The organism is Pseudoalteromonas sp. ABE4_541 (assembly GCF_056312285.1).
This window is the reverse complement of record NZ_JBSVEM010000009.1, coordinates 1-17,981: the sequence shown is the minus strand read 5'-3', so window position 1 is coordinate 17,981 and position 17,981 is coordinate 1. Positions and strand designations below refer to the sequence as shown.

Here is a 17,981-nt window from a genome sequence, read left to right as displayed (position 1 = left end):
AACAGTACGCAGGAGTATAACGAAAAATAATATAGTGGGAAAATATTTATAAGAACAATTTGTTTACGATCATTTGGTTATATAACTGATCATTATAAACCGTTCACGATCCTTTTTACTAACTCAGGACCCTCGTAAATAAAACCTGTATAAACTTGTAACAAGGAAGCGCCTGCATCTAATTTCTCTTGTGCAGATTCTGCTGAGTCAACACCTCCCACTCCAATAATAGGCAGTTTCCCTTCAGTGATCCGTTTTAGTTCGCTCACCACATAAGTAGATTTTTCGCGTACTGGACGCCCTGATAAGCCCCCAGCTTCTTGCGCATGCTGCATACCAACAACAGCTTCTCTCTCTAAAGTTGTGTTAGTTGCTATTACGCCATCAATACGATTTTTTAGTAACGATTCAGCAATTTGCGCGACTTGAACCGAATCAATATCTGGTGCAATTTTCACTAGCATCGGCACAGACTTATTGTGCTTTGCGATCAGGTCCATTTGTTCATTTTTTAAGCTCGCCAATAAGTCATCCAGGGCATCTCCGTATTGCAGATCTCGTAAACCTGGGGTGTTTGGTGAAGATATGTTCATGGTGATATATGACGCATGTTCAAACACCTTTCGCATACAGTGAATGTAATCATCTTTACCTTGCTCATTTGGCGTATCTTTGTTTTTACCGATGTTGATCCCTAAGATCCCATCGTATTTAGCATTCTTTACGTTGTTAACGAGATTATCCACACCTTTATTGTTAAAGCCCATACGATTAATGATCGCATGTGCCTCAGGTAATCTAAAAATTCGAGGTTTATCATTACCTGCCTGTGGTCTTGGTGTAACGGTCCCAACCTCAATAAAACCAAAGCCCATTTGGGCAAACGCATCAATACATTCTGCATTTTTGTCTAAACCTGCGGCTAAACCAACAGGGTTTTTAAATTCTAATCCAAGGAAGTTAACTGGCTTATCGACAACAGATTGTGACCACGCGACGTTGAGAGGCGTATGTGCAAAACGACGCAGATTGCTTAATGCAAACTCATGTGCCCATTCGGCATCACGGCTAAACATGTAGCGTCGTGCAATATCATAAAACATGAAAACTCCTTAAAGATCCTAAGTAACATAGCTCTACGCATAACGTAGATAAAAAAATACCCCAGCAAGGCCGGGGTATTTTAACGATTTAAAAATTATTTGGAAGTATCGCAGTTGTGGCTAAGTAGCATCAACTCTCTGAGTGCAACAGAGAACTTCGCAAAATCATGGCTCTGAGATGTCTTGAACTCTTGTAGCATTTGCTGCCAACGTTGTAATAACGCTGACTGGCTATCCATCCACTGTTCAATTAACTCATTCACATCACCGTCTTTCTTGTCAAAGCTATTTAGTACCACTTCACTCAGTGAGCGCTGCTGCCAATCCAGTTCTTCACGGTATGATGCACGTGCAAGTGCTTGCCAGTGGTTAGCTACAGGCTGTGCTGTGATCTGATCTAAGAACCAGTGTAGACCCATGCTTGCGCCCAGTTTGAAGTATGTATTAGATACAACATCAACTTTGTGACCAGAGTTACTTGCAACTTCTGCCAAGTCCATCACTGAGAACAAGCTAGAAAGCGATACAATGCGCATTGCAATATCAGTTGGTACACCCTGCTCTTCAAGCTTTTTAGCATTGTCTAGGATTGACGAACCTTCAGCTTCTACAAGGTAGCCGTTTAGGTTTTTGCTTACTTCTTTAAATACAGGCGCAAAGAACTCAATGCTTTGCTCAATGGTCATCGCTTTATTGCGGTGACGTAAGAACCAGCGTGTTGCACGGCGAACAGTTCGGCGCAGCTGATACAGCATTTCAGTTTGAACCGCTGCCGGGATCTTATTATCAAGCGCTGCAATTGCACTCCACGTGCTCTTCATTTCAAAAATGGCACTTGCGATTGAGTAACATAGAGCAATTTCACTTTCTGTAGCCCCTGTTTCCTCATGCATACGGATCATGAAGTTTAAGCCCATATCGTTAACGATCGCATTGGCAAGCTTTGTTGCAATAATTTCTTTACGAAGTGGGTGGTTATCCATTGCCGCACTGAACTTTTCACGTAGAGGTACAGGGAAAGAATTAACCAGTAACTGACGGTAATACGGGTTTTCTGAAACCTCGTCAACGACTAGAGACTCTTTCAATACCATCTTAGAATAAGAAACAAGTACTGATAACTCTGGACGTGTTAGATCTTGACCAGCCGCCGCACGTTCTGCTAACTCTTCATCCGTAGGCAAGAACTCGATAGTACGGTCTAGTTTACCTTCTTTTTCAAGCGCATGAATAAAGCGTACTTTCTCTTTTAGCGTGTCAGGGCCCTTTGACTTAGTTATAGACAAAGTATGCGTTTGGCGATAACAATCTGCGAGTACTAAAGTCGATACTTCATCAGTCATCGAGTAAAGTAACTCATCTCGTTGCTTCTTAGTTAAATCGCCTTCAGCGACCAAGCCATTAAGCAAGATCTTAATGTTAACTTCATTATCTGAACAAGCAACACCACCCACATTATCGATAAAGTCGGTATTAATGCGACCACCTTTGCTCGCAAACTCAATACGGCCAAGTTGAGTAGCACCTAAGTTACCACCTTCACCAAACACTTTTGCACCAAGCTCTGCACCGTTGATACGAAGCGCGTCATTTGCACGGTCACCTACTTCAGCGTTTGTTTCTTTAGTATGCTTGATGTAAGTACCGATACCGCCATTCCAAAGCAAATCTGACGGCATCATTAACACCGCTTTGATAAGCTCGTTTGGTGTCATGGTTACCTTTTTGGTGTTCAACATCTTTTTCATTTCTGGTGTCAGCGTAATTGACTTAGCTGCACGGGAGAAAATACCACCACCTTCAGAAATTAACGACTTATCATAGTCTTCCCATGATGAACGAGGCAATGCAAATAGACGCTCACGCTCTTTGTAAGAGCTTGCCGCATCTGGGTTAGGGTCAATGAAAATGTGCATATGATTGAATGCCGCCTGCAAGCGAATATGCTTAGACAACAGCATACCGTTACCAAATACATCACCCGCCATGTCACCGATACCAACCGCAGTAAAGTCTGTTGTTTGACAGTCAATATCCATTTCTCGGAAATGGCGTTTAACCGACTCCCATGCACCTTTTGCGGTAATACCCATTTTCTTGTGATCGTAGCCAATTGAGCCACCTGAGGCAAAAGCATCACCCAGCCAGAAGTTGTACTCTTCAGCAATACCATTGGCGATATCAGAGAAAGTTGCTGTACCTTTATCCGCTGCAACTACCAAATACGGGTCGTCTTCATCATGACGCATCACACTTGCTGGCGGAACAATTTCACCATGAACAATGTTATCAGTGATGTCTAGTAAACCTCTGATAAAGATTTTGTAGCACTCTTGGCCCTCTTTAAAGAACGCTTCACGTTCAGCTGGAAGCTGCTTACATACGAAGCCACCTTTAGAACCAACCGGCACAATCACCGTGTTCTTAACTTGCTGTGCTTTTACTAAGCCAAGTACTTCGGTACGGAAATCTTCGCGACGGTCAGACCAACGAAGACCACCACGAGCAACTTTGCCACCACGTAAGTGAACACCTTCAACGCGTGGTGAATAAACGAAGATTTCAAACGCTGGCAATGGTAATGGCATGTCTGGAATGCCGCTTGATTTAATTTTGAATGAAATGTACGACTTGTTCGTGCCATCTTGTTCTTTTTGGAAGAAGTTAGTTCGAAGCGTTGCGTTGATCATATCAACGTATAAACGAATGATACGGTCATCGTCTAGGTTTGCTACGTTTTCAAGTTCTGCGTAAATATCAGTAACTAATTTGTCGATCGTTTTTTGTGCCGCAGGCTTAGTAGGTGAGAACTTTTTAACAAATAAATCGACAATTTTCGTTGCAATATGTGGGTAATGGTCAAATGTATTCTCAATGTAGTTTTGTGAGAAGGTTACACCAATTTGACGCATATATTTAGCATATGCTCGCAAGATAGATGCTTCTCGACCAGTTAGACCACCGAGCAGTACTAAGCGGTTAAAGCCATCATTCTCTAAACGATTATGCCAAACATTTGTTAACGCGGCACGGAAACGTGCTGAGACTTTATTAAAATCCGCAATGCCATCGCTGTCCAATAGCATTGAGAAATCCATGACCCAGTTAACCTGGCCATCACTTGATTTGATTGCATAAGGTGTTTCACCAATAACACGCAAACCAAAGTTCTCTAGCATTGGCATAACATCGGAAAGGTGGATTGGCACATCTTTATGGAAAAGGCTTAAACGGACGATTTGTGAATTCGCCTCTTCTTGAGGACGATAAAACAGCATGTCTAGCTTGTTTTCATCACTCAACAGCTCTAGTTTCTCAATATCAACTACAGCTGCACTTGGTAATACTTCATCTTTGTATGCACCAGGGAACGCAGTTGCATATTTTCTGAAAAGTTCATTACCACGAGACTCGCCATTGCTTTCCAATAATGCGCCTTGTAGCTTGTCTTCCCATGTACGAGCGGCTTCAATCAGATTGTTTTCGATTTCTTTCACGTTATATTCGATGTTGTTATCAGCTACGCGCACAGTGTAATGCGTACGTGCAAGCGTAGACTCTGAAAAGTATGTGGTGAACTCAACTTTTTCTTTTGATTGGAACGCATTAGCCAATAGTTGCTGAGTTTCACGTCTTAGTGCGGTGTTGTAACGCTCTCTTGGTACGTAAACCATACAAGAGAAGAAACGCCCATAAATGTCTTTGCGTACAAACAAACGACACATGTCTCGTTCTTGAACTTGTAATACACCCGTTGCGACTTCAAGCAGTTCAGACTCGCGAGCCTGGACCAGTTCATCACGTGGATAGGTTTCTAAAATATTAAGTACCGCTTTGTACGCATGCGTACCTTGCGCAAAATCACACATTTGCATGATCCGGCTGATTTTGCTTCTCAATACAGGCACATCCGCGGCGCTATTGTTATAGAAGCTCGATGAGAATAAACCGATAAAACGATCTTCACCTACAACGTTACCATCTTTATCAAAACGCTTGATACCAACATAATCAACATATGCTGGTCGATGTACGCGTGATAGAGAGTTCGTCTTTGTAAGGATCAATAGGTTATTGCTACGCGCTTCTTTACGAGCGACTTCTGGCAACTCAGACAACAAACGACCTTGATCATCAGCTGTCTTCTTCATTAAACCTAAACTTGTCTCTGGTACATGCTTAAGCTCATAATCACCCTGTACTGGCGTTAGCTCATACTGACGATACCCCATGAAAGTAAAGTTATCTTGAGTTAGCCAGTCTAAGAACTCAATGGCTTCTTTTACGTCGCTTTCATCACATTTAAAGTGACGCTTTGGAAGCTCTTCGATCACAGACTTTAATTTATTGCGGATAGGTAACCAATCTTGTACTGCTAAAGAAACATCTTGCAATACAGATTCAAGCTCCTTGGTGAAAGATTCAATTGCTTTTTTATCCGTTTGACGGTCAATCTCAATAAAGAACACTGTTTTAGTCGAATTCGACTCTTGTTCCGCTTTTAGATTTGAAATAGCAGTTATTTTTCCTGCATCATCACGTTGGATTTTCAGAGGGGTGTGCAAAAGCAAATGCGAAACAATATTTTCGCGGCTCATTGCCATACGTACTGAGTCGACCAAGAAAGGCATGTCTTTGGCGATTATCTCTACGATTGTGTGCGATGACTGCCAGCCATCTTTAGCCACTTCAGGATTGAATACACGGATCACCGCGTCATCTGATTTATTTTTTTCGAGAGCGTTCCAAAGACTAAGTGCAGCGCCATATAGGTCACTATCGTTGCGATGAGCCAAGTCCTCTTTAGACATATTGCTGTACAGGGATTTGGCAAATGTTTCAACGAGTGACACGTTCTCTGCATGAACTTTCTTGTGGATCAACTTACATACGTTATCTAAGATAACTGATGCTGGACCTTCATTTTGTGTCATATGTGTTCCTTAATCTATACCACCTTTGAACGGTAGATTATTTGTACAGCTGTTTATTAGCGTGGAGTCAGAGGAATTTTAACCTTTCTGACGCTAATAAACAGCTTTTTCGATGAAAACATTTTAAGCTTTTCAGCCATTTGCTCATCTATTCACAAAATATAGATATAAATGGTCAATCATGACCATTTAGAAGCACATTTATTCACTATTTTTTTTCTGGTCGGTCCAGAGAAGCGTACCTATAGCAGGCAACAACAGCACAGCTCCGAGCATATTGACTAAGAACATGAAGGTTAAAAGAATGCCCATATCCACTTGAAATTTCAGTGCGGAGAAAATCCATGTGCTTACACCAATAGCCAACGTAATGCCCGTGAATAAAACGGCGCTACCGCGTTCTGCCAAGGCATTTCTATAAGCCACTGACAAAGGTGTACCCTGCTTCAATTGGCCCATCATTGAAGAGAGGATATAAATGCCGTAATCGACGCCAATGCCAACCCCTAACGCAATCACTGGTAGTGTTGACACTGTTAAACCAATTTCTAATTTAACCATGAGTGCTTGTGCCAAAGTGGACACAATATATAGTGGTAAAACAACAGCAATAGTCGCTTTAACACTTCTAAAGCTCAACAAGCACAATATGATCACAGCACCATAAACATAAATCATCATTGGCAGCTGCGCTTCAGAGACCGACTCATTCGTTGCAGCCATTACACCAATAGGTCCAGACGCCAGCTTAAACACGACATTATCCGTGTTTTCTTCCTGTGCGAACTGCTTAATGCTCGATACGACGTGATCTATGGTTTCCGCCTTGTGATCTTCCATAAAGATAATCACAGGCATGACTGAACAATCACCGTTTAGAAGACCTGTACTCGTCTCTACGCGAGATGTCGCTTGTACTAAAGAAGCACTATTACGCGGTAAAGTTTGCCATTTTTGGTTTCCTTCGTTGTAACCTGCGTTAACGGCCTGTGCCACAGAGCTTAAAGACACAGCAGATTGAACACCGGCCAAGTTTTCAACACGCCATTGGAAGCGACTGATCCGTGCCATTGTGTCATGATCTGTACAAGCAGCTGGATAAGCTTCAACAATCACTTTTAAAATATCTGAAGAAATGGCATAGCGGTCAGAAATTAAGAACGTATCTTGGTTATAACGCGCATCTTGATGCAACGCTGGCGCACCTGCATGCAAGTCACCTATACGCATGTTCTGTGATTGCCAATACCCAAATACAAACAATAATGCTGAAGTAACAAGAATAATGCGAGCCCACTTTTTATCCGTCGTACGTACTAACGCCTCACGCATCACTAAAAACAGCGAATGCGTACCGTCTTTACCATCATCAACACGCTTGATTTTGCTCGAGCTAAAATATGAAGCTAGGATCGGTAGTAGCAATAAATTAGTGAAAATGATCACCGCCACACCCAAACTAGCCGTGATCGCTAGCTCACGAATAATACCAATATCAATTGCGAGTAATGTTAAAAAGCCCACAGTGTCAGATAGCAATGCAATACCACCAGGGATCAACAAGGCTTTAAAACTGGCTTGCGCAGCAACTTTACTTGATACGCCTTCAGCCACTTTCTTACCAATGGCATTGATCATCTGCACGCCGTGACTTACGCCGATAGCAAAAACGAGGAATGGCACCAAAATAGACATCGGATCTAAACCAAAGCCTAATGTAGATAACAGACCCATTTGCCATACAACCGCAATAATTGAACATGCTACAGGCAACAAAGTCAATTTGAAGCTTTTACAAAAAAGCCAAACCATCACAAATGTAAACGCAATCGCGATCGCAAAAAATAGCACAACCCCCTTCGCACCATCTGCAACGTCTCCAGCCATTTTCGCAAAACCAATAATATGAATACTTACCTTATCTGTACTGAGAGGTTCACGTATTTGTGATTCGAGCTTTTTGGCAAACTCTAAGGTGTCTAATTTCTCTTGAGTTTGCGGATCAATCTCCATTAACTGCGCGCTGACCATAGCACAGCTATAGTCACTAGCAATCATGCGACCGACAACATTCGCTTTTTCGATATTTTGCTTAACCACCGCCAAACCTTGCTCAGTTGCAGCAAAATTAGCAGGAATGATCGGTCCACCAGCAAAGCCATCTTCCACAACCTCTACAAAACGCGCACTCGGTGAGAAGATAGAGTTCACTAAGGGCCTATTTACACCCGGAATGAAGTACAGTTGGTCGTGCACGGCTTTTAGTTGGGTGAAAAAGTCTGGATTAAAAATATTGCCATCTTTATCACACACCGAGATCAAAATGCTATTTGCCCCGCCAAACTGCTTCTCATGCTTAAGATATAGCTGCATGTACTCATGTTTCAGGGGAATATTTTTATTAAAAGAGGCATCTAGCTGAATATGCGTTGCTTTATAGCCAAGCAAAACCGTCAAAGCAGTAAACAATAGGACAACTGCCATCCGATGACGAAACACAACATATTCGAGTTTATTTAATATCGCTTGCATTACTTCTTAGTCTCCCAAGCTTTTAGTCCCTTTTCTGTCGCTAAAATTAATTGATTGTTATATTTTTCTGCTGCCAAAATGGCATGGCCACTGCTCAATTGGGACTGTTTAACTTGACCATTGCGGTATTCAAACAAAAAACCACTGTTTGCTAACATAATGACGCGGTCTTCAAAGCTCACGACAGAATTAATTGTTGCTTTTGTTGGGATCGCGATCTGTTCAAAGTTCAACTCATTGATTTGCGCCATAAAGGCGTTACCGCGCAACCCAGCTACAATAACTTTATCTTTGGAGAATGTGTTACTTGCGAAAAAAGAACCTGGGTAAAATTCATCAAGTCGTTGCCATGTTTTGCCCATATCGGTGCTTTGTGCAACAAGTCCCATTTCGCCCACTAATAAAAACTGTTCGTCGCTGATAAGTAATCTATTAAAATGCGGCAAGATAAACTTTGTTTCTTCTTCATAAGCCTCTGGATCGTCTTCCTTCAAGCCCTGTAAATATTCTTTATCATCTGGATGAACAAAGTCATCTATAAAACGCTTTTCCCATGTTTGACCACCGTTTGTTGTTTGATAGAACATGCCATAGGCACCAATCGCAAACCCTATATCATTATTAATAAACTCAATGTCCAAACATGGTTTCTGGCTTTGTGGCAGATACTGCTGAATACGCCAAGTTTTTGCATTATCATCACTGAACAAAATACTGGCATCATGTCCACATGCCCAAGCGTGATCTGCATCTTTAGACGTCACAGCTGTCAGTAAAGATTGCACAGGCACTTGCGCTTGCTGCCAATTTTTCCCATCAGAGCTGGTTACAATGGTGCCATGCTTACCAACGGCAATTAATGTACCTTCATTATTTACAATGTCCGTAAATAATGTTCTTTCAGGATGGCTAACCTGCAACGCTGGTTTTGGCACGGTTTGCGCGGCAGATGTGCTACTCAACAATACAAATGCACTCGCAATAGTTGTTTTTATCATGCTGAAACTACTCAAATAAACGTGACATGTGGCGAGAACTCGCCAGAAATACGGATATTGCTAGCAGTGAACCCACTGCTAGCAATAATAGGCTAAGAACCGGATTAGCGCTTACCCTCACGGCGTAATGCACTTTGTGTGAACTCATTGTCTTGGAATGACTGGCTAAAGTCATACATGGACTCTTCATTATCTAAACCGATTGCCAAATAACGGCGAGAGTTCAAATCATGATAAACGTCTAATGTACTCCAGTGTGTAGGTACCTCATAGTAGTTCAAGCCATGTGCCATAGCAACGCGATACATTTGGTCACGGTTATCATAGAGATCCGCGATATGGATCTGCCAGCTATCTTCATCAATATAGAACACGCGTTTTTTATAAATATGACGTGTGCCCTCTTTCAGATTTGCTTCAACAACCCATACTCTGTGCTTCTCATAACGCACATGTTCTGGGTTAATATGACCTGGTTTCAAGATATCTTCATATTTTAATTTATCGCTATGCAGCTTATAGCTGTTGTACGGAATATAAAGTTCTTGCTTGCCTTTTAATGTCCAGTTGTAGCGGTTAGGCGAACCATTGAACATATCAAAGTCATCCGTTGTACGTAAACTATCTGACGCGGTACCCGGTGCATCATATGCAACGTTAGGTGCGCGACGAACACGACGTTGGCCAGTGTTATATGTCCATGCTTGACGAGGTGTCAAAATCTGGTCCATTGTTTCATGAACGAGCAAAGCTGTACCTGCCAAGCGTGCAGGTTCAGTTACCTTTTGCTTAAACTTAAACAGCACGTTTGACTCTTGAAGTTGCTCTGGTGATGCATCTAGCGCTGAGTATTTAACGAGTAGCTTTTCGTCAAAACCAATTAAGTTGTAGTCACCAGACTCTGTTGGCATTGCTTGTCCACCAAAACGCGCTATCGACAAACCACGATAACGTAACAAGTGGTTCCAGATTGCTTCTAAACCATTTTTTGGCACTGGGAAAGGAATACCTATTGCAGTATTCTTAATACCGTTACCACCTTCAATTAACTCGGCAGTAGATGCATATTTCTTAGTCGCATCATAAACAAATTGCGGATACGAAGCGCTACGGCGCGTCGGATAAATATTCATCTTGAATGTATCAGGGTATGTTTCAAACAGTGAAATTTGCCCTGGGCTCAAAAACTGTTTGTACTTATCCAAATTTGATTTATCGATAGTAAATAATATTTTATCATCGGCAAATGGATCAGGGTGATGCATACCCGGCTTATACTCAGCTGGAGGTGCTGTGATACCGCCATCCCACGCTGGGATAGAACCGTCTTTATTACCGGCCTTTTCGGCGCCGATAGGAGTTAAGTCTGCGCCTAAACGCGCAATTTGATCTGCCGACATTTTTGCCATCGCGCTTGAAGCACTCAGCATTGTTATCATTGTTGCGGCAATAAGAGTAGGTTTTCTTAACATACTGAAAGCCCTTAAATTGAATACTTGATATTGAAAGATACAAAATCACGGTCTGCAAAGGTATTGGTCGCACCACCACCCCAGAACATGTTATAGCCAAAATCAAATGACCATGCATTTTGATAGTTAAAGTTCATGGTTACACCCAATGACTTACGATCTTCCACAAATAGAAACATTGGGTCTGGCGTAATGCCATTAACATCGTGTGAAAAAACAACTTTTGGTGAAAAGTTAACACCAGCGAATAAGTTGTTGTACTCGCCTTTTGCGATCAGGCGATAGCCCCACGCTGACGAAGTTGGGAATGGGTTCACTTCAGGGCCATTTGATACGGCCTTATGGATTAGGTCATAATCCTTACCAGAGATGCCCTCAACCGTACCACTTCTGCCAGTACCCGCTACGTTCAAACGTAACTGGTCATAAGTCGGCATATCTTTGATAGTGACTGCGCCCACTTCACCAACCAACGCCCAACTATCAGCGCCTAGTGAAGGACCAAATAAGTGTGTTGCGGTAAATTGAGCCTGTAAAGTGTCTTTTAGAACATAACCTTGTGCGATTTCTCCTGGGTTAACATAAGCTACTGCATCTCCTTGACTTAACTGAGAGAAACCTGCGAAATCTTCACGGCGGCCTGAATAAGCTAACTGCTCTACCATACCTGCATACAGCAATTCTACATCATCAATTTGCAGCGGCTCGTCTTGACGATAAGCAAACTCACCAGAAAACGCAGTCTCACCCAATGCAGTATTAAAGCTTAAGCCATATAGCTTGATATCCTCTGGGTACTCAATAATGCCTTGCGTGAATGCATTTAGGTTAGTGATATTATCTTCATTGATCGTGTTATTGAAGATATAGTTCAAGTCCTGTGCAATCGCTGCATTCGTAAAGTTTGACGCCTTACCCGAAATAAGCGGTCTACGGCTGTGGTAATTAATGTAGTAAAGCGCAAATTCAGTATCATTTAACTCAGGTGAGTAGATACCTAAACGCACACCGTATTGACCACCATCGTCCGGTTCATTCTTACCCGCATCCCCTTTGCCTTTTAGCGCAACCTTAGTTGGATATGCTAGATACATTTGTGCAAGTAGCTTTTGTGCCGATGCACTCGTCGTTACCCCTTCTTGAGTAACATCAAGTCCTTGAGCAGTTAGTGCACCTAACCAATTTGCTTGTAGCGTATTAAGCGAGTCACTTAAGTGATAAACATCAATGTCAGGGTTTGAGGTAAAACCGAGCTGAACGTTCTGTGCAAAGCCGTTTGCTGAAGCAAAGTCATTCGTAGAGAAATAACTACCAGTTGCTGGAAGGCGAGTTTCGTGCCAATCATATTGATAAAATGCTTCAAGTGTTACATTTTCAGTAATACCTAAAGAAGCCCACACCATTCCTACTGGAATAAACGCTTCTTTTACTTCAGAACCCGGCGCTTTTAAGCGGTCAATATCTACTGGGTTAACGTTAATACCATGAGAAATGAGGGTACTCTCACCCCAGTTGATCACTTGCTGACCAATGCGCACAGATAACGGGTTTTGCCCATCATTTAAATCAAAATCTGCCCAAACAAAGGCATCTAAAAGACGAAAGTCGGAACAAACTTGCTCTTTTGTCTCGTCAAAGGCACACGGGTCAACTTGCTTACCTGAAACAGGATTTTTGTAAGCGAAGTCACCATCTTCCATCGCAAAGTCATAAAAATACATGAAGCGTGAAAAGAAACCATAGTTATCTTTGCTAATAGCAAAATCGTGCGTGCCTTTCACTAACTGTGAAAACGTGTCACCCGAATCAAAGTTCAAATTACCAGCATCACCGTTGTTAGAGTAAGCCCCAGGTTGCGCCCATACTTCTGCTGAGCTGTATACCGTATTTCCTGTTATGGCGTTATAGCCAGACCAATCAAATCTTGGGTGGTTACTCTTACCAATGTACTGAAAATCTCTATCTTCTACACGAACACTTTGACCGTAAGAAAATGTGGAATCAAAAGTGATATCAAAATCACCGACTTGAAAGCTTGCAGCAAGTAAAGGTGTACTACTAAAAGATAGAGCAGCAGCACTAAGACCGAGCATGATTTTGTTTTTCACAAAAAGCGATCTTTTTATCATTATTTCTCCCCCTTCTGGCGGGTTTTTTTTAATCAAGTTGTTGTTTTTTGTTGTCGTAACGATAGAAGCGATTTATATAAATTACAAATAGAACGCGTTCAATCGGTGCTTTTTTAGCTTTTAGGGCGCTATTTTGCTCTTGGTAAGACGTCCTACCAGACAATTTATAACACGTAATTTAAGTTTACAACAAACCCATTTAACAAAAATACAATATGACTGAGTTAAAATTCTAGGTTAAGTGATTTTTTCAAGTGAAATAAACTGATTATGGCCATCTAGACATAAGCGAAAGCGGCCTCTTATACCCAAAGACGAAATAAACTTTCTAATATGCATTGCTGGGAAGCGAATTCGCTTCCCACCATCTTCTATAACTTGAATGTACTTAAAACTTCCGTCGTAGTAGCCAATACATTCGTCATAGGTGAAGTACATAGAAAAATAATATTCTTGCATTTCTTCAATTAATTTAATGCTTTGTCAACTTTTTCATACAAATCATCGCTTAGGTCACTAAGCTCTGCCAGTCTTTGCAATTGAGCACGCATCAGTTGCTGTCTATTTTCGTCAAAACGCTTCCAAGACATAAGCGGTGTTAACATTCTTGAGGCATTTTGTGGGTTAATCACATTCAGCTCAATCAATAAATCACCCAGTAGCTGATAGCCAGCTCCATCTTTGCGATGGAACTGTTCTGGGTTACTCCTTGCAAAACTGCCCACTAACGCTCTTACTCTATTGGGGTTTGACTTATCAAAGCATGGATGTTCATACAAGCTACGTATATGGTCTATCGCATTTTCGCCTGATTGAGTCGCTTGTAACGCAAACCATTTGTCCATAACCAGTAAATCATGGCGCCAATTTGAGTCAAATTCAGCCATTGCTTCTTGTGCCATTGGCAGTTGTGCACTCACCATCGCCTTAAGCGCGCCAAGTTTCAAGGTCATATTGTCTGACGCTTTTTGTGTCTCAAGCCAGCTATTCACAGTCTCATCAGTACTTTTAGCTAAATAATATAAGCACGCATTTTTCAATGCTCGAGCTGAAACTGCATCATGAGATAACTCACCGTTTTCCTCACAGCTTTGGTAAGCGCCTTTTAAACTAGCAATTAGTGAGTTTGCGATATCAATTTCAAACTGCTTGATGCTTGTATTAAGTGCATCAACAGGAGTTTGTGCAAAGGAAGTTGCTAGATTATCAAAGCTTGGCACACGGATAAGCTCAGCTAAGAGCGCCAAATCACCTTTCCTTTCTTTTAACAAAGCTTCAAGAGCATTAATAAGCTCTTGTGATAAAGAAGGTCTTTGATTTCGCTCAAATTGTGCAACCGCCTTTTTAATTTCTAGCGTAAATGCTTGTTGCGCGGCTTCCCAACGCGCATAGTCACTGGATGCAAAGCGTAAAATATGAATTAATTCAGATAATTGATAATCATATTGTAAAAGGCACGGCGCTGAAAAGTCTTCAAGTAAAACCGCAACGGGTTTTTCTTCGACTTGTTCAAAAATGAATCTTTGTTTTGATTCTGTGATATTCAGTACTTTCGAAACGGGTTTACCATTGATAACTAATGGCAGTGGTTCCCCATTATTATTCAGCAGCTCTAATGCAAATGGTATATGCAGCGGTGCCTGTATGGGGTCATGGGGCGCATGAATTTGTGCAATTTCCAACGTAAACGTGCGTCCCATTTCATCATAGTGCGTCTCTACATTTAGCACAGGCGTACCAACCTGTTCATACCAAAGCTTAAACTGTGTCAAATCAATGCCACTTGCATCTTGCATCGCGGCAACAAAGTCATCACAGGTAACCGCTTGGCCATCATGACGCTCAAAGTATAGTTGCATACCTTTTTGGAACTTTTCTTCACCTAAAAGGGTATGCATCATGCGGATCACTTCCGCGCCTTTGTCATATACGGTGACTGTGTAGAAATTGTTCATTTCTATCACTTCTTTTGGCCTGATAGGGTGTGCCATTGGACCAGCATCCTCGGCGAACTGGTGGGTTCTCATCGTCATGACTGCATCAATACGGTTTAAGCCACGCGAACCAAGGTCACTGCTAAACTCTTGATCTCTAAAAACAGTCAAACCTTCTTTTAAGGATAACTGAAACCAATCGCGACACGTAACTCTATTACCCGTCCAGTTGTGGAAATATTCATGGCCAACAATGGATTCAATGGTGTGATAATCTCGGTCCGTCGCTGTCTGTTGATTTGCTAATACACACGCACTATTAAATACATTGAGCCCTTTATTTTCCATCGCGCCCATATTAAAGAAATCGACCGCAACAATCATGTAAATATCTAAGTCGTACTCTAGATTGAAGCGCTTTTCATCCCACTCCATTGCGCTTTTAAGCGATGCCATCGCATGCGGTGCTTTAGGCAAATTACCTTTATCAACAAACAAAGCTAACTCGACCTGACGTCCTGAACGAGTAATAAACTTGTCTTCAAGTACATCAAAGTCACCCGCTACGAGCGCAAATAAGTAACTTGGCTTTTTATGAGGATCATGCCATATGGCATAATGGCGACCGTCGCTCATCAGGCCTTCTTCTATCTTATTACCGTTTGATAACAGGCTAGGCATACTTTGTTCACCGATGATCTTAACTGTGTATATAGTTAATACATCCGGACGATCCAAGAAATATGTAATTTTACGAAAGCCTTCTGCTTCACATTGAGAGCAATAAGCGCCACCCGACAGATATAGGCCTTCTAATGAAGTATTAGTTTGTGGCGATATCTCAGTTTCTATTTCTAACTCAAAACGACTTGGTAGTTGAGTTAAAACTAAGTGCGACTGCGTCTGCTCATAGTGTTCAAATGGCTTGCCGTCTACTTTGATAGACAGTAACTGTAATTCGATGCCATCTAATGTTAGCGACGTGACATCACCCTGCGACGCCTCATAAACAGATTTAGCAGTTACTTTGGTACTAGTTGGATTTAAGTCAAAAGTAAGATCTAAGTTTTCGACCTTATGAGAAGGTGGATGATAGTCCTTTAGATACTTAGCTTGAGGTTTAGTTTGCATATTATAGTCCTCAAAGAAACGCCCCGAACAGAAGTCGGGGCGATACGATTAAATTTGTTCAGCCGCGCCTTTTGGTTTTATTCTTAAGATCTTAATGCCTAGGTAAGCGTATATAACCGCCAATAGCGGGTTTATTAAATTAAAGAAGGCATACATTGCATAGTCAAATGGATTGATAAGCAAAACACTCTGCATGTAAGCACCACATGTATTCCAAGGAATGAGCGGACTTGTAATTGTGCCTCCATCTTCTAAAGTTCGAGACAAGTTTACAGGCTTAAGCCCTCGTTTTTTATACTCTTCTTTAAACATTCGCCCAGGAACGACAATGGCAATATATTGGTCGGCGGCAACAATATTGGTTCCAATACACGTTGCAACTGTTGAAGCAATCAAAGAACCAGTGCTTTTCGCAATTTTTAAAATACTACGTACAAAGATCTCTAACAAGCCCGTTTTTTCCATAATGGCACCAAACATCAAAGCGGTCATAACAAGCCAAGTTGTCGTTAACATTCCTGACATACCGCCACCACTCAAAAGGTCATCCATTTTTGCGTCTCCAGTTCTTACACTGAAGCCATCATAAAAAGTCGCCCACACTAACTTAAAGTAGCCAACAAGTTGACCTTGAGATGCATCGATTTGACTTTGGATTAAGTCGCCTTGAAATAACATAGCCCACACTGCACCCACAACGGCACCGATCGAAATCGCTGGAAAAGCGGGCATTTTTTTAAATGCTAAAACAAGTAAAACTAACAATGGAACCAGCATCACAGGATTAATATTAAAGTTACCTTGTAGAATGCTTACAATCTCATCAATACGACCAATATCGCTGCTTACGTCAGCGCTAAAGCCCATGACAGTGAAAATGATTAGTGCGATAACAAAGCTAGGTACTGTGGTCCAAAGCATGTGTTGAATATGCTCGAATAAATCACTTCCCGCAACTGCTGGTGCCAAGTTCGTGGTTTCCGACAATGGACTTAACTTATCACCAAAGTATGCACCAGAAATTACAGCGCCGGCAGTAACAACTTGATCTAATCCAAGCCCTGTTGCTACACCAAGTAAAGCAACACCTATCGTTGCCGCCGTTGTCCATGAACTACCAATACTCATAGCGACGATGCCACATATTAAGCAGCTAGCCGCATAAAACCAGCTTGGGCTTATAATTTGTAAACCATAGTATATTAATGTGGGCACAGTGCCTGACAATAGCCAAGTACCTATCAGGGCACCTACCATGAGTAGAATGAGAATTGCGCCTAGAGATAAAGTGATCCCCTTGATCATCGCTTCTTCTAGGGTTTTCCATGTATATCCATTTTTCAAGCCAACTAATGCCGCAGTGAAAGTCGCAAACAATAAGGCTATTTGGTTTGGACCTGACGACGAGTTATCACCATATAAATACACCGCAGCGCCTAGTAAGCAGACGAGTACACTTATCGGTAAAAGGGCATCAAAAAATGAGGGTTGTTTTGGTTGCTTCAAATTGAACTCTCCTATGCATGATAGCCATGCTTATTATTATTTTACTCACAACCTGAAGTCGCAGTAATTGCAATATTTAGTTATTCAAAGAGTGATAAGCGTGAATAATAGCAAATTCATGGCGTAAGTCGTAACAAAAAAAGGCGCCTTAGACTCTGTAACTAAATCTGTGTAACTGCCTATTATTAATCCTTAAAAAGGGTTTAGGATAGGCAATGATGAATAAGAAAGAACTGGAAGCG

The 17,981-nt window shown here is 41.7% G+C and carries 9 protein-coding genes; all 9 read right to left on the bottom strand.

Annotation, left to right across the window (positions count from 1 at the left end; translation table 11 throughout):
• Positions 1-92: 92 nt before the first annotated feature.
• Positions 93-1,103: a quinone-dependent dihydroorotate dehydrogenase gene (pyrD, locus tag ACW689_RS10505; RefSeq protein WP_476291065.1), complete on the bottom strand. Its 1,011-nt coding sequence runs from the start codon at positions 1,101-1,103 to the stop codon at positions 93-95.
• A gap of 95 nt (positions 1,104-1,198) precedes the next feature.
• Positions 1,199-6,037: an NAD-glutamate dehydrogenase gene (locus ACW689_RS10500; RefSeq protein WP_476291063.1), complete on the bottom strand. Its 4,839-nt coding sequence runs from the start codon at positions 6,035-6,037 to the stop codon at positions 1,199-1,201.
• A gap of 201 nt (positions 6,038-6,238) precedes the next feature.
• On the bottom strand, positions 6,239-8,569 hold the full coding sequence (locus ACW689_RS10495) for an efflux RND transporter permease subunit (RefSeq protein ID WP_476291061.1): 2,331 nt from the start codon (positions 8,567-8,569) through the stop codon (positions 6,239-6,241).
• On the bottom strand, positions 8,569-9,567 hold the full coding sequence (locus tag ACW689_RS10490; protein ID WP_476291058.1) for a WD40/YVTN/BNR-like repeat-containing protein: 999 nt from the start codon (positions 9,565-9,567) through the stop codon (positions 8,569-8,571). Before ACW689_RS10490 ends, ACW689_RS10495 begins: the two co-directional genes overlap by 1 nt.
• A gap of 104 nt (positions 9,568-9,671) precedes the next feature.
• Positions 9,672-11,039: a DUF1329 domain-containing protein gene (locus ACW689_RS10485; protein WP_476291056.1), complete on the bottom strand. Its 1,368-nt coding sequence runs from the start codon at positions 11,037-11,039 to the stop codon at positions 9,672-9,674.
• A gap of 11 nt (positions 11,040-11,050) precedes the next feature.
• A complete protein-coding gene (locus tag ACW689_RS10480) occupies positions 11,051-13,168 on the bottom strand; it encodes a DUF1302 domain-containing protein (protein ID WP_476291054.1) in 2,118 nt (705 codons plus the stop codon).
• Positions 13,169-13,405: 237 nt separating this feature from the next.
• Positions 13,406-13,627: a DUF2835 family protein gene (locus ACW689_RS10475; protein ID WP_476291052.1), complete on the bottom strand. Its 222-nt coding sequence runs from the start codon at positions 13,625-13,627 to the stop codon at positions 13,406-13,408.
• 8 nt (positions 13,628-13,635) lie between these two features.
• Positions 13,636-16,233 carry an aminopeptidase N gene (gene pepN, locus ACW689_RS10470; RefSeq protein WP_476291050.1) on the bottom strand — a complete coding sequence of 866 codons (2,598 nt, stop codon included), beginning with the start codon at positions 16,231-16,233 and terminating at the stop codon, positions 13,636-13,638.
• 48 nt (positions 16,234-16,281) lie between these two features.
• Entirely contained in the window at positions 16,282-17,739 is a 1,458-nt protein-coding gene (gene nhaC / locus ACW689_RS10465) for a Na+/H+ antiporter NhaC (RefSeq protein WP_476291048.1), read from the bottom strand.
• Positions 17,740-17,981: the final 242 nt, after the last annotated feature.